The sequence below is a fragment of the Microbacterium gilvum genome (assembly GCF_039543865.1).
Taxonomy (GTDB): Bacteria; Actinomycetota; Actinomycetes; order Actinomycetales; family Microbacteriaceae; genus Microbacterium; species Microbacterium gilvum.
Map to the genome: position 1 here is coordinate 178,405 of NZ_BAABKO010000006.1, position 13,879 is coordinate 192,283.

6 protein-coding genes and 1 riboswitch are annotated in these 13,879 nt (G+C 73.6%); of the genes, 5 read left to right on the top strand and 1 reads right to left on the bottom strand.

Features of this window, described 5'->3' with window-relative positions; translation table 11 throughout:
• Nucleotides 1-30: 30 nt before the first annotated feature.
• Complete coding sequence (locus tag ABD998_RS15820; RefSeq protein ID WP_345441311.1) at nucleotides 31-3,471, top strand: bifunctional proline dehydrogenase/L-glutamate gamma-semialdehyde dehydrogenase; 3,441 nt, start codon at nucleotides 31-33, stop codon at nucleotides 3,469-3,471.
• Between the two features lie 2 nt (nucleotides 3,472-3,473).
• On the opposite strand, the gene ABD998_RS15825 is transcribed toward ABD998_RS15820, so the two are convergent.
• The gene (locus tag ABD998_RS15825; RefSeq protein WP_345441314.1) at nucleotides 3,474-5,063 is read right to left on the bottom strand and encodes a D-alanyl-D-alanine carboxypeptidase family protein; all 1,590 of its coding nucleotides are present in this window, start codon (nucleotides 5,061-5,063) and stop codon (nucleotides 3,474-3,476) included.
• Between the two features lie 68 nt (nucleotides 5,064-5,131).
• Nucleotides 5,132-5,240: riboswitch (TPP riboswitch) on the top strand.
• Here ABD998_RS15825 and ABD998_RS15830 point away from each other — a divergent pair.
• The 4 genes from ABD998_RS15830 to ABD998_RS15845 all read left to right on the top strand — a co-directional run bounded on the left by ABD998_RS15830 (nucleotide 5,234) and on the right by ABD998_RS15845 (nucleotide 13,834).
• A complete protein-coding gene (locus tag ABD998_RS15830; RefSeq protein WP_345441317.1) occupies nucleotides 5,234-5,869 on the top strand; it encodes an ECF transporter S component in 636 nt (211 codons plus the stop codon). It overlaps the preceding riboswitch by 7 nt.
• Nucleotides 5,866-7,338 (top strand): ABC transporter ATP-binding protein, encoded by a 1,473-nt coding sequence (locus ABD998_RS15835; RefSeq protein WP_345441319.1) that lies wholly within the window; start codon nucleotides 5,866-5,868, stop codon nucleotides 7,336-7,338. The genes ABD998_RS15830 and ABD998_RS15835 overlap by 4 nt, the downstream gene beginning before the upstream one ends.
• On the top strand, nucleotides 7,335-8,120 hold the full coding sequence (locus ABD998_RS15840; protein ID WP_345441322.1) for an energy-coupling factor transporter transmembrane component T family protein: 786 nt from the start codon (nucleotides 7,335-7,337) through the stop codon (nucleotides 8,118-8,120). Before ABD998_RS15835 ends, ABD998_RS15840 begins: the two co-directional genes overlap by 4 nt.
• Before the next feature lie 152 nt (nucleotides 8,121-8,272).
• Nucleotides 8,273-13,834 carry an ExeM/NucH family extracellular endonuclease gene (locus ABD998_RS15845; RefSeq protein ID WP_345441325.1) on the top strand — a complete coding sequence of 1,854 codons (5,562 nt, stop codon included), beginning with the start codon at nucleotides 8,273-8,275 and terminating at the stop codon, nucleotides 13,832-13,834.
• Nucleotides 13,835-13,879: the final 45 nt, after the last annotated feature.

A 13,879-nucleotide genomic window follows, 5' to 3' on the forward strand; every position in this document is an offset into this window, starting at 1 on the left:
TCGCGCGGATCGACGCCCCACACTGAACGCATGCCCACCCCCTCCCCGTCCCCCGCGCGCGACGACGTCGCACCCATCGACCCGGCCCTCGTCGACGCCGCCGTCGCGCAGGTGCGCGCCTGGCTCGCCGCCGCCCGCTCCGAGAAGGTCGACGCGAGCGCGCGGAGCCTCGCCGGCGTGCTGCGCGACCCCGACGGTCTCGCGTTCACGGTCGGGTTCGTTGACGGCGTGGTCCGGCCGGAGGACACCCGCGTCGCTGCGCGCGCCCTCACCGGCCTCATGCCGATCGTGCCGAGGTTCCTGCCCGCTCCGCTGCGCGCGCTCATCCGCCTCGGAGGGCTCGCCGCGCCCGTGCTCCCCGGCGTCGTCGTGCCGGCGAGCCGCGCCGTGCTGCGGCGGATGGTCCGCCACCTCGTCGTCGACGCGCGCGACGAGAGGCTCGGCGCGACGCTCGCGGCCATCCGCCGCCAGGGTGTGCGCCTCAACGTCAACCTGCTCGGCGAGGCCGTGCTCGGCAGCGCGGAGGCGGCGAAGCGCCTGGCCGGGACGCGCCGCCTCATCGAGCGTGACGACGTCGACTACGTCTCCATCAAGGTGTCGTCGACCGTGGCCCCGCACAGCCCGTGGGCGTTCGACGAGGCCGTCGAGCACGCCGTCGCCGCGCTCGCGCCGCTGTACGCGCTCGCGCAGGAGAGGGGCACCTTCCTCAACCTCGACATGGAGGAGTACAAGGACCTCGACCTCACGCTCGCGGTGTTCACCCGGATCCTGGAACGGCCGAGGTTCCGCGGCCTCGAGGCGGGCATCGTGCTGCAGGCCTACCTGCCGGACGCCCTCGGCGCCATGATGCGCCTGCAGGAGTGGGCGGCGCGGCGGGTCGCGGAAGGCGGCGCCCCCGTCAAGGTGCGCGTCGTGAAGGGCGCGAACCTCCCCATGGAGCAGGTGGACGCCGAGACCCACGGATGGCCCCTCGCGACGTGGTCGTCGAAGCAGGAGTCGGATGCGTCGTACAAGGCCGTGCTCGACTACGCCCTGCACGCCGACCGCATCGGCAACGTGCGGCTCGGGGTCGCCGGCCACAACCTCTTCGACGTCGCGCTCGCGTGGCTGCTCGCACAGCGCCGCGGCGTGGCGGGTGGGCCTGGCGTCGAGTTCGAGATGCTGCTCGGGATGGCCACGGCGCAGGCCGAGGTCGTCCGCCGCGACGTGGGCGGACTGCTGCTCTACACGCCCGTCGTCCATCCGGCCGAGTTCGACGTCGCGATCGCGTACCTCGTCCGCCGGCTCGAGGAGGGCGCGAGCTCCGAGAACTTCATGTCGGCGGTCTTCGATCTGGACGGCAGCGCCGAGCTGTTCGCGCGGGAGGAGGCGCGCTTCCGCGCCTCGGCCGCGGCGATGCCGGCGGAGGTACCCGCCCCGCGCCGCGTGCAGGACCGCCGCGCGCCGCAGCCGGCCGCACCCGGCCGCGGCTTCCGCAACGCCCCCGACAGCGACCCGAGCATCTCCGGCAACCGGGAATGGGCCGCGGCCATCCGGAACCGCATGGAGCGCTCGACGCTCGGGCTCGACGCGCTCGCCCGGCACGCCGTCGGCTCCGTCGCGCAGGTCGACGCGCTCGTCGCCGAGACGACCTCCGCCGGCGAGGGATGGCGCGCGCTCGGCGCCGAGGCGCGCGCGGCCATCCTGCACCGTGCGGGCGAGGTGCTCGAGGCGCGCCGAGCCGACCTGCTCGAGGTGATGGGAGCCGAGTGCGGCAAGGTGATCGAGCAGGGCGACCCCGAGGTGTCGGAGGCGATCGACTTCGCGCACTACTACGCCGAGAGCGCCCTCGCGCTCCGCGACGTCGACGGCGCCGTGTTCGCCCCCGTGCGCCTGACGGTCGTGACCCCGCCGTGGAACTTCCCCGTCGCCATCCCCGCCGGCTCGTCGCTCGCCGCGCTCGCGGCCGGCTCTCCCGTCGTCCTGAAGCCCGCCCCGCAGGCTCAGCGCTGCGGGGCGGTGCTCGCCGAGGCGCTCTGGGAGGCCGGTGTGCCGCGCGACGTGCTGCGGCTCGCGATCGCCGAGGAGGGCGAGGTCGGTCGCCGACTCGTCGCCCACCCCGCCGTCGAGCGGGTCGTCCTCACGGGTGCCTACGAGACGGCGGAGCTCTTCCGCTCGTTCCGTGCCGACCTGCCGCTGCTCGCCGAGACGAGCGGCAAGAACGCGATCATCGTCACGCCGTCGGCCGACCTCGATCTGGCGGCGAAGGACGTCGCGTCCTCGGCCTTCGGGCACGCGGGGCAGAAGTGCTCCGCCGCCTCGCTCGTCGTGCTCGTGGGGTCCGCGGCGCGCAGCGAGCGCTTCCGCCGCCAACTGGTCGACGCCGTCGACGGCTACGAGGTGGGCATGCCGTGGGATGCGGCCTCGCGCATCGGGCCGCTCATCGCTCCGGCCGAGGGCGGGCTGGAGCGCGCGCTCACGCGCCTCGAGCCCGGCCAGCGCTGGGTGCGCGAGCCGCGCATGCTCGACCGCGACGGCGCGCTGTGGAGCCCCGGCATCCGCGACGGCGTGCAGCCGGGCAGCGAGTTCCACCTCACGGAGTACTTCGGCCCTGTGCTCGGCATCATGGCGGCCGCGACGCTCGACGAGGCGATCGACATCGTCCGCGCCGTCGACTACGGGCTCACGTCCGGGCTCCACGCGCTCGACGAAGACGAGATCGCGCGGTGGCTCGAGCGCATCGACGTGGGCAACGCCTACGTGAACCGCGGCACGACGGGCGCCATCGTGCAGCGGCAGCCGTTCGGCGGCTGGAAGAGGTCGGCGGTCGGCGCCGGCACGAAGGCGGGCGGTCCGAGCTACCTCTACGGGTTCGGCACCTGGGCGGATGCTCCTGTGTCCGAAGCGGCGGCCTCCGACGCGGCGTCCGCCCGCGCCGTCGCGGTCGTCGGCGGCGACGCGTGGCTCGCCCGGGCGCTCGCGACCGACATCCGGGCGATGGGCGAGGAGTTCGGCATCGCGCGCGACGTGCAGGGCCTCCGCCTGGAGCAGAACGTGCTGCGGTACGCGCCGTGCCCCGTGACGGTGCGGTTCGACGGCCGGCCTGAGGCAGAGCTCGTGCGCGTCGTCGCCGCGGGCCTCCGCGCGGGCGCTCCGGTCGTCGTCAGCGCGGCGGCGACCCTGTCGGGGTCCGTCGGCGGATGGCTGCGCGACGCAGGTGTTCCCGTGCACGTCGACGACGCCGACGCATGGACCGCCCGGTGCGCGGCGCTTGCCGCGACGGGAGGGCGCATCCGGCTGGTGGGCGGCTCGGTCGGCGAGGTCGTCGCGGCCACCGGCGGATCGCCCGCCGTCGCCGTGTACGACGGCCCCGTGACGTCGGCCGGCCGCGTCGAGCTGCTGCCGTTCGTGCGGGAGCAGGCGGTGTCGATCACGGCCCACCGGTTCGGGAACGAGCGCCGCTATCCCGTCCCGGGTCTCGCCGGCGCCTGACCTCAGTCGAGGCCGAGCAGCGCGAGGGGGTGGGTGAGGCGCCAGAGGAACGACGGCGCGGGGACGGCCTCCGACAGCTGCAGCGGGACGCTCGCGGAGTCCATGCCGCCCGTCACGAGCAGCGTCCCGACCTCGTCGCCCGCGTCGTCTCCGATCGCGACCTCGTAGTCGGCCTCGGTCGCGGGGGCCACGCCCTGCCAGGAGATGACGTCGGCGTCGGAGGACGTCACGACCGTGCTCTGCGCGCCCCATTCCGTCGTGATGCGCGCGACGGCAGCGCCCGCCTCGACGGCGGTCACCTGCTGCATGCCCTCCTCGAGCTGGTCGAGCAGGGTGCGGCTGACGATCTCGCGGCTGTCCTCGTCGGGCTGGCCGAGCACGGCCGAGTACAGCGTGACGGTGGTCTGCCCGATCGTGACGTCCTTCGCGGCGAGCAGATTGAAGTACTCCGTGCCCGTCGACCACAGCGAGCCGGTCTTGAGCCCGATGATGCCCTCGTCGCCGATGAGCGGGTTCGAGTTCTCGACGAGCCCCGCCCCCGGCAGCGTCACGGAGTCCTGCGCCATGATCTCGGCGAGCACGGGGTCCTGCTCCGCCCTCTCGGCGAGGGCGATGAGCGCGCGGGCCGACGCGAGGTTGCCCGGGTCGATGCCGCTCGGGTCGGTCACGGTGATGCCGTCGAGGCCGTTGTCGGCCAGCCAGGTGGTCGCGTCGGCGAGCCACGCCTCCTGCGTTCCCCAGATCTCCTCGACGAGGCGGTCGACGTAGTTGTTCGCGGAGCCGAGCATGACGCCCTGCAGCATCTGGTAGAGCGTGAGCGTGCCGTCGACGGGGACGTCGACGGCCGACTCGTCGGCGTACAGATACGCCCAGTACTCGTCGCTGTCGGCCTGCGTGAACGCGAAGGTCGCGCCGTCGTCGCCGACCGCGAGCCCCTGGTCCTCGATGATCATGAGCGCCGTGACGACCTTCGTGATGCTCGCCATCGGCAGCGACTCGTCGTCCGACGAGATGGCGCCGCCCGGCCCGCCCTGCGCCGCGAGAGCCGACGTGCCGTCCTCGGGCCACGCGACGGGGAACTCCTCGCCGATCGGCGTCTCGACCGCGAGGGCCGACACGCTCGGCTCGACGCTCGACAGCGGCCACAGCGCGCACGCGGCGACGTAGCCGACGGCGAGCACGCCGAGGGCGGCGACGGGGCCGATCCATCCGCGCCGCCGCGGCGGAAGGGGCAGGATGGCGGCCCCACGCGGCCGTGCCGCGGCGGGCGGGCCTGCGGGCGGTGCGTCCGCGACGGCATCCGCATCGACCCACGAGAGCGCGGCGGTCGACGGGAGGAGCGGCGTCGGTCCGGTCGGTGCGGGTGCGGGTGCGGGCTCTTCGGCGGCTGCGACCTGCGCCGCCTCATCCGGCGCTGTCACGTCCGGCGCTGTCTGCTCCGGCACCGCCTCGTCTGGCGCGGCGTCGGCGGCCGTGTCCGCGGCGACCGGCGCATCCGCTGCGGGCGTCCCGTCGGCGACCGCGCGATGCTCCCGGCGCGACCGACGCGAGGTCGCGCCGGCCTCGGGTGCCGGGATGTCGTCGATTGCCACCCGCCTACGGTACCCCGTCGCACCTCGGAGCCAGCGGCGCGGGGCCCCGCGGAGGAGTAGAATCAGCCGCACATCACACGGGAGTCCGCCGAGCCGGGCTGAGAGGACGCGAGCCGCGCGTCGACCGTCGAACCTGATCCGGGTCATGCCGGCGCAGGAAGGAGAACAGAATGTCCACGTCCGTGTCCGGAACCAGGACCCCCCGCCGCTACACGTGGCGCGTGGTCGACATCGTCGTCGCGAGCGTCATCGGCGTCGCGGCGGGCGTCGTCTTCTGGCTGTGGGGCCAGGCCTGGCCCGCCCTCGACAGCCTCCTCTCGTTCACGCCCGGCCTGTCGGGGCTGCTCGCGGGCGGATGGCTGTTCGCCGGCGTGCTGGGCGGCCTCGTCGTCCGCAAGCCGGGGGCGGCCCTCTACACCGAGATCGTCGCGGCCGTCGTGTCGATGCTCATCGGCACGCAGTGGGGCTTCACGACCTTCATCTGGGGCGTCGTGCAGGGCCTCGGCGCCGAACTGGGCTTCGCGCTGCTCGCCTACGCCAACTGGCGCCTCCTCGGTGCGCTGCTGTCCGGTGCGCTCGCGGGCGTCGCGGTGGCGGTGCTCGACACGAACTTCTCGAGCGTCGCGGCGCTCGCCGTGGAGGTGCGCCTCGTCTACGCGGCGTCCGCCGTCGTCTCGGGCATCGTGCTCGCGGGGCTGGTGTCGCTCGTCATCACGCGCGCGCTCGCCGCGACGGGGGCCCTCGACCGCTTCGCGTCCGGCCGCGAGCTGCGTGCGCGTCGAGCGGGAGGCGCCAGCGCCGCGTGACCGCGCGGATCGAGGCCCGCGGCTGGGGATGGCGGCACGCCGGCCGCAGCGGGTGGGCGGTGTCGGACGTCGACATCGTCGTCGAGCCGGGGGAGCGGGTGCTGCTGCTCGGCGCCAGCGGCTCCGGCAAGTCGACGCTGCTGCGCGGCCTCGCGGGGGTGCTGGGCGACGAGGAGGACGGCGACGCCGCGGGCGAGCTGCTCGTCGACGGCCGCCCCGCGGCGCAGGCGCGCGGCGCCGCGGGTCTCGTCCTCCAGGACCCGGACGCCCAGGTCGTGCTCGCGCGCGTGGGCGACGACGTCGCGTTCGCGTGCGAGAACCTCGGCGTGCCGCGCGACGAGATCTGGCGCCGCGTCCCGCAGGCGCTCGACGCCGTCGGCCTCCGCCTCCCGCTCGACCATCCGACCACCGCTCTCTCGGGCGGACAGAAGCAGCGCCTCGCCCTCGCCGGCCTCCTCGCCATGCGGCCGGGCCTGCTGCTCCTCGACGAGCCGACCGCGAACCTCGATCCCGAGGGCGCGGTCGATGTGCGGGACGCCGTCGTGGCGGCCGCGGAGGCGACCGGCTCGACGCTCGTCGTCGTGGAGCACCGCGTCGCGCTGTGGGCCGAGCATGTCGACCGCGTCGTCGTGCTCGGCGCGGGCGGCGGCGTGATCGCCGATGGCGCGCCCGGTGCCGTCTTCGACGCCCACGGCTCCGTGCTCACGGCGGCCGGCGTCTGGGTGCCGGGCGTCGTCCCGGAGATCCCGCGGACGCCGCCGCGACGCTCCGGCGTCGAGCTGCTGCGGGCCGAGCGGCTCGCCGTCGGGCGCCGGCCGCTCGGAGCGCGGCAGGCGCGGACCGTGGCCGACGGCATCGACCTCGCCGTGGCCTCGGGGACGGCGACGGCCGTGCTCGGCCCCAACGGCGCGGGCAAGTCGACGCTGGCCGCGACGCTCGCCGGCCTGCTCGCGCCCGCCGGCGGCGCTCTGACCGCCTCCGCCGAGCTCGCGGCGGGCGCACGGGGGGAGCCGGTGCGGTGGACGTCGCGCCAGCTGCTCACCCGCATAGGCATGCTGTTCCAGTCCCCGGAGCACCAGCTGCTCGCCTCGTCCGTGCGCGACGAGCTCGAGGTCGGCCCGCGGGCCCTGCGGTCCGACCCTGCGACGACCGCGCGGACGGTCGACGACCTCCTCGCCCGGCTGCGACTCACCGCGCTCGCCGACGAGAACCCGTTCACCCTCTCGGGCGGCGAGAAGCGGCGGCTCACCGTCGCCGCGTCGCTCGTGACGCGTCCGCGCCTCCTCGTGCTCGACGAGCCCACCTACGGGCAGGACGCGCGCACATGGCGCGAGCTCGCCATCCTGCTCGACGACGTGCGCGCCGACGGGACCGCGCTCGTCGTGGTGACGCACGACCGCCCGCTCGTCGACGCCCTCGCCGACGACGTCGTCGTGCTCGGCCCCGCCGTCGCGGGGGCCGCCGCATGAGCGTCGTCACGATCGACGCGCGGCGGTCTCCGCTCGGGAGCGTGAACGCCGTCGCGAAGCTCGCCGCCGCCCTCGTGATCGGCGTGGTGCTGCTGCTGTCGATCGACCCCGTCTCGGCGGGCGTCTCGCTGCTCCTCACGCTGCTCGTGCTGCCGTTCGCGCGGCTCTCGGCCCGCGATCTGTGGGCGCGGCTGTGGCCCATCGGCGCGTCGGCGCTCATCGCGTGCCTCGCGACGACCCTGTACGGCCGCCAGAGCGGCACGACGTATCTCGAATGGGGACTGCTCCGTGTGAGCGACGGCTCCCTCTCGCTCGCCATCGCCATCCTGCTGCGCGTGCTCGCGATCGCGGTGCCGTCGGTCGTCCTCTTCGCCACGACCGACCCGACAGACCTCGCCGACGCGCTCGCCCAGATCCTGCGCCTCCCCGCACGATTCGTGCTGGGCGCGCTCGCGGGGCTGCGGCTCGTCGGCCTGCTCGTCGACGACTGGCGGGAGCTCGGGATGGCGCGCCGCGCGCGAGGCGTCGCCGACTCGGGGCGGCTCCGGCGCCTCGCGGGGCAGACCTTCGCCCTCTTCGTGCTGGCCATCCGCCGCGGCACGAAGCTCGCGACCGCCATGGAGGCCCGCGGGTTCGGCGCGCCCGTGCGCCGCACCTGGGCGCGCCCCTCGCGGCTCCGTCCACGCGACGGGGTCGTCGTCGTGCTCGCCACGGCGATCGCCGGCGCCGCGATGACGGCGGCCGTCGCGGCGGGCACCTGGACCTTCGTGCTCGCGCTCTGACAGCCGGTTCTCGCCGCCAGTTCACTGACCCGTTCACCTGCCGGACACGGATCGGAAACGGCCCGTGCAAACGACATCCGTAGCGTCTCCCCGCATCCGCGCGTGTCACCCTGCCCGCGCGATCGTCACCCCACCAGGAGACCGATACCGTCATGTCATCACGCAAGCGCACCACGAGCGTGGTCGCCGTCCTCGTCGGGACGGCGGTGACGGGAGCGCTCTTGGCGCCCGTCGCCGCCGCCGCCGCCGAGCCCGCCGACGTGCTCATCAACGAGGCCTATCTCAAGGGCGGCAGCGCGAACGCGCCCTACACGCACAAGTTCATCGAGCTCTACAACGCCGGAGGAACGGCGCAGAGCCTCGACGGATGGTCGCTGCAGTACCGCAGCGCGTCCGGCACGGGAGCCCCCAACGGCACCCTCGCCCTGTCGGGGTCGATCGCCGCGGGCGACCACTACCTCGTCGCCCTCGGAAGCAACGGCTCCAACGGCGCCGCGCTGCCCGAGGCCGACCTCTCCAGCACGAGCATCAACCCCTCCGGCACGACGGGGACGATCTTCCTCGCCGACACGTCGAGCCCGGTGACGCTCGCGACCGGCTCGATCGTCGGCGTCGAGCACGTCGTCGACCTGCTCGGCTACGGCGCGTCGAACACCTTCGAGGGCACGGCAGCGGCCGTCGACGGAGCGAACTCCGTGCCGAACTCCCTCGTGCGCACGGACTTCGTCGACACCGACGTCAACTCCGCCGACTTCGCCAACGCGACCACGGTCACGCCCGAGTCGTCGACGGCCTCCCCCGAGCCGGAGCCCACGGGCACGGCGACGCCCACACCCACGCCCACGCCCACGGCGGCCCCGGAGGCCGTCGAGATCTCGGCCATCCAGGGCACGGGCGAGGCGAGCCCGCTCGCGGGCCAGACGGTGACGACGCACGGTGTCGTGACGGCGGCGTACCCCACGGGCGGGTTCAACGGCTTCTACATCCAGACGCCCGGCACGGGCGGCGCCGTCGACCTCGCCGCGCACACGGCGTCGGACGCCGTCTTCGTGTACGGCAGCCAGGCCACGGCGAAGGTCGCGATCGGCGACTACGTCGAGGTCACCGGCCCCGTGTCCGAGTACAACGGCCTCACCGAGATCAGCCCGACCGCGGCGAACGTCACGGTGATCGAGCCGGCCGCGACGACGACGCAGACCGTCGCGCCCGCCGAGCTCGCCTGGCCGGAGGACGAGGCCGGTCGCGAGTCGATCGAGGGCATGCTGTTCGCCCCGCAGGGCGATTTCACCGTCAGCGACACGTACGACACGAACTACTACGCCTCCATCGGCCTCGCCGCGGGCACCACGCCTCTCATGACGCCGACCGAGGTGGCGAACCCCGACGACGTCGACGCCTACGCGGCCGTCGTCGCCGACAACGCCGCGCGGGCGCTCACGCTCGACGACGGCGCGTCGATCAACTTCAACTCCTCCGCGAACAAGGGCATCCCCCTGCCCTACCTCTCGCTCGAGGAGCCGGTCCGCGTCGGCGCGCCCGTGACGTTCACGCAGCCCGTCGTCGTCGACTACCGCAACAGCCTGTGGAACCTGCAGCCGACGCAGCAGCTCACGGTCGACAACGCCGCAGCCGTCCAGCCGGCGACGTTCGAGAACACCCGCACGGACGGCCCGGCCGATGTGGGCGGCGACATCCAGATCGCGAGCTTCAACGTCCTCAACTACTTCACGACGACGGGCGAGGACGCGGAGGCACTGGGCGCGAGCTGCACCTACTACGCCGACCGCGCCGGCGACCCCGTCACGGTGAACACGTGCTCCACGGTGTCCGTGCGCGGCGCCGCCGAGGAGGAGGACCTCCTCCGCCAGCAGGCGAAGATCGTCGCGGCCGTCAACGGCCTCGGGGCCGAGGTCGTCTCGCTCGAGGAGATCGAGAACTCCACGATCGCGGGCGAGGAACGGGACGCCGCCGTGGCGGCTCTCGTGGAGGCGCTCAACGCCGACCTCGGCACGGACGAGTGGGCGTACGCCCCGTCGCCCGAGACCGTGCCGGCCGGCGAGGACGTCATCCGCACCGCCTTCATCTACAAGAAGGACGCCGTCGAGCTCGTCGGCGACTCGGTGATCGACGACGACGCGGCGTTCTCGAACGCGCGCTACCCGCTCGCGCAGGCCTTCCAGCCCGTCGGCGGCGACGAGGACGACACGTTCCTCGCGATCGTGAACCACTTCAAGTCGAAGGGCTCGGGATCGGGTGCCGACGCCGACCAGGGCGACGGTCAGGGCGCGTCGAACGCCTCGCGCGTCGCGCAGGCCGAGGCGCTCGTCGACTTCGCCGACGGGCTCCAGGCCCAGGTCGGCACCGACGACGTCTTCCTCATCGGCGACTTCAACGCCTACACGCAGGAGGACCCCATGCAGGTCCTCTACGAGGCGGGCTACGTCGACCAGGGCGAGAAGACCGGCAAGGAGACCTACTCCTTCGACGGCCAGATCGGCTCGCTCGACCACATCCTCGCCTCGGCCTCCGCCGAGGAGCTGGTCTCGGGCGCCGACATCTGGAACATCAACTCCGGGGAGTCGATCGCGCTCGAGTACAGCCGGTACAACTACAACGCGACCTCGTTCTACGACGAGTCGCCGTACCGCTCCAGCGACCACGACCCCATCGTCGTGGGCGTCGACTTCGCTGACGCGGAGACCTCGACGATCAACCTGCTGAACATCAACGACTTCCACGGCCGGATCGACGGCAACACGGTCGCGTTCGCGGGCACGATCGAGCAGCTGCGGGCCGAGTACGGCGACGACAGCACGCTCTTCCTGTCGGCGGGCGACAACATCGGCGCCTCGCTCTTCGCGTCGTCGGTGGCCGACGACCAGCCGACGCTCGACGTCCTCGACGCGCTCGAGCTGGCGGTGTCGGCGGTCGGCAACCACGAGTTCGACAAGGGGCTCTCCGACCTCACGGGCCGCGTGAGCGACGCGGCGGACTTCCCGTACCTCGGTGCGAACGTGTACGCCGTCGGCACGGACGAGCCGGCGCTGCAGGAGTACGCGACGTTCGAGGTCGACGGCCTGACGGTCGGCGTCATCGGCGTCGTCACGGAGGAGACGGCGACGCTCGTCTCACCCGGCGGCATCGCCGACGTCGAGTTCGGGGACCCCGTCGCCGCCGTGAACCGCGTCGCCGCGCAGCTGACCGACGGCGACGCCGCGAACGGCGAGGCCGACATCATCGTGGCGGAGTACCACGAGGGTTCGGTCGACGGCGTCGTGGAGGGCGCCACGCTCGAGGAGGAGGTCGCCGCGGGCGGTGCGTTCGCCTCGATCGTCGAGGACACCTCGGCCGAGGTCGACGTGATCTTCACGGGCCACACCCACAAGGAGTACGCGTGGGACGCGCCCGTTCCGGGGTCGACGACGGGCGAGACCCGTCCCGTCATCCAGACCGGCAACTACGGCGAGAACATCGGGCAGGTCGTCCTCGAGGTCGACGGCGCGACGGGCGACGTGGTGTCTTACGAGGCGGCGAACGTCGACCGCACGACGACGGCGGCCGACACGCTCATCGCGACCTACCCGCGCGTCGCAGAGGTCGACGGCATCGTCGACGCGGCGCTCGCCGTCGCCGCCGAGATCGGCGAGCAGCCGGTCGGCGAGGTGACCGCCGACATCACGACGGCGTTCGGCGGCGGCTCCTACGTCGACGGCGTCTGGACCGGCGGCGCGCGCGACAACCGCGCGGCGCAGTCGACCCTCGGCAACCTCGTCGCCGACTCGCTCGTGTCGAGCCTGTCGTCGGATGATCGCGGCGGCGCCGAGATCGGCGTCGTGAACCCGGGCGGCCTCCGCAACGAGCTGTACGCGGGCGCCGACGGCGTCATCACGTACGCCGAGGCGAACGCCGTGCTGCCGTTCGTGAACAACCTCTGGACGACGACGCTCACGGGCGCCGAGTTCGAGGAGGCGCTCGAGCAGCAGTGGCAGCCGGACGGGTCGAGCCGCCCCTACCTGCAGCTGGGGCTGTCGTCGAACGTGACGTACACGTCCGACGCGTCGCAGCCGCGCGGCGAGCGCATCACCGGCGTCTGGATCGACGGCGAGCCGATCGATCCCGCGGCCGAGTACCGCATCGGGTCGTTCAGCTTCCTCCTGCAGGGCGGCGACAACTTCACCGCTCTCGCGGGCGGCGACGGCACCCGCGATTCGGGTCTCGTCGACCGCGACGCCTGGATCGACTACATCGAGGCGAACTCCCCGCTGAGCCCCGACTTCGCGAGCACGACGGCGCAGGTCACGGGCATCCCCGCCGGGCAGGTCTCGGCGGGCGACACGGTCGAGCTGCAGGTCTCCGGCTTCGACCTCACGTCGCTCGGCAGCCCCGCGAACACGGTGCTCGAGCCCGCCATCGAGGGCAGTGCGGCCGAGTTCGCCGACGTCGCCGTGACGGACGGCGCGGCGACCGTCTCGGTCGTCGTCCCCGAGGACGCGCCGGAGGACGCGACGCTCGTGCTCACCGCGCCCGACAGCGGCACGGAGATCCGCGTCGCCCTCGAGGTCGCCCCGACCGGCGGCACCGACGTCGAAGCGGCTGCGGACGCCTCCGCTTCGACCGACGCGGACGGTTCGGGCGCGGATGCGGATGCTTCGGCGGACGCGGACGGTTCGGGCGCGGATGCGGACGCTTCGGCGGACGCGGATGGCTCGGGTGCTTCGGCGGATGCTTCGGCGGCTGCGGATGGCTCCGGTGCGGATGCGGATGGCTCGGGTGCTTCGGCGGCTGCGGATGGCTCCGGTGCGGATGCGGATGGCTCGGGTGCTTCGGCGGCTGCGGATGGCTCCGGTGCGGACGCGGATGGCTCGGGTGCTTCGGCGGCTGCGGATGGCTCCGGTGCGGATGCGGATGCTTCGGGTGCTTCGGCGGCTGCGGATGGTTCCGAGGCTGACGCGGATGGCTCGGGTGCTTCGGCGGCTGCGGATGGCTCCGGTGCGGACGCGGGTGCGTCGGCGGACGCGGGTGCGTCGGCGGCTGCGGATGGTTCCGAGGCGGACGCGGATGGCTCGGGTTCCGAGGCGGATGCGTCGGCTGACGCGGATGGCTCGGGTGCGGACGCCGACGGTGCCGCAGACGGCAACTCCGCCAACGCGGGTGCGAACGGGAACGCGGCGAGCGCGGGTGCGAACGGGAACGCGGCGAGCGCGGGTGCGAACGGGAACGCGGCGAACGCGGGCGCGAACGGGAACTCCGCCAACGGCGGGGCGAACGGCAATGGCGACGGCAAGCCGTCTTCGGCGCCGACGCCGGCGTCCGACGACGAGATCGACGCGGCCACGGGCATCCTGTCGATCGTCTCGGGCGACATCGTGCCGGGCGGAGACATCGTCGTCCGCGTGGGCGAGCAGTACGCCGGCCAGTGGGCGGCGGTGTGGATGCACTCGACGCCGCAGCTGCTCGGCGGCGACTGGCTCGCGGTCGACTCCTCGGGCGACGTCGCGGTGACGCTGCCCTCCGACGCATCGGGCACGCACCGTCTCGTCGCGCAGGACGAGTCGGGTGCCGTCATCGGCGTGCTCGAGATCACGTTCGCAGCGGATGACAGCGGGCTCGTCCCGACGGGCGGGGAGGTCGCCGGTGTCGCGACCGCCGCGATGCTGCTGCTCCTCCTCGCCGGAGGGATCTCGCTCACGGTCGTGCGCCGACGCCGCGCCTGATGCGCGGCTGACGCACGAGGGCCGGTCCGGAGTCACACTCCGGAC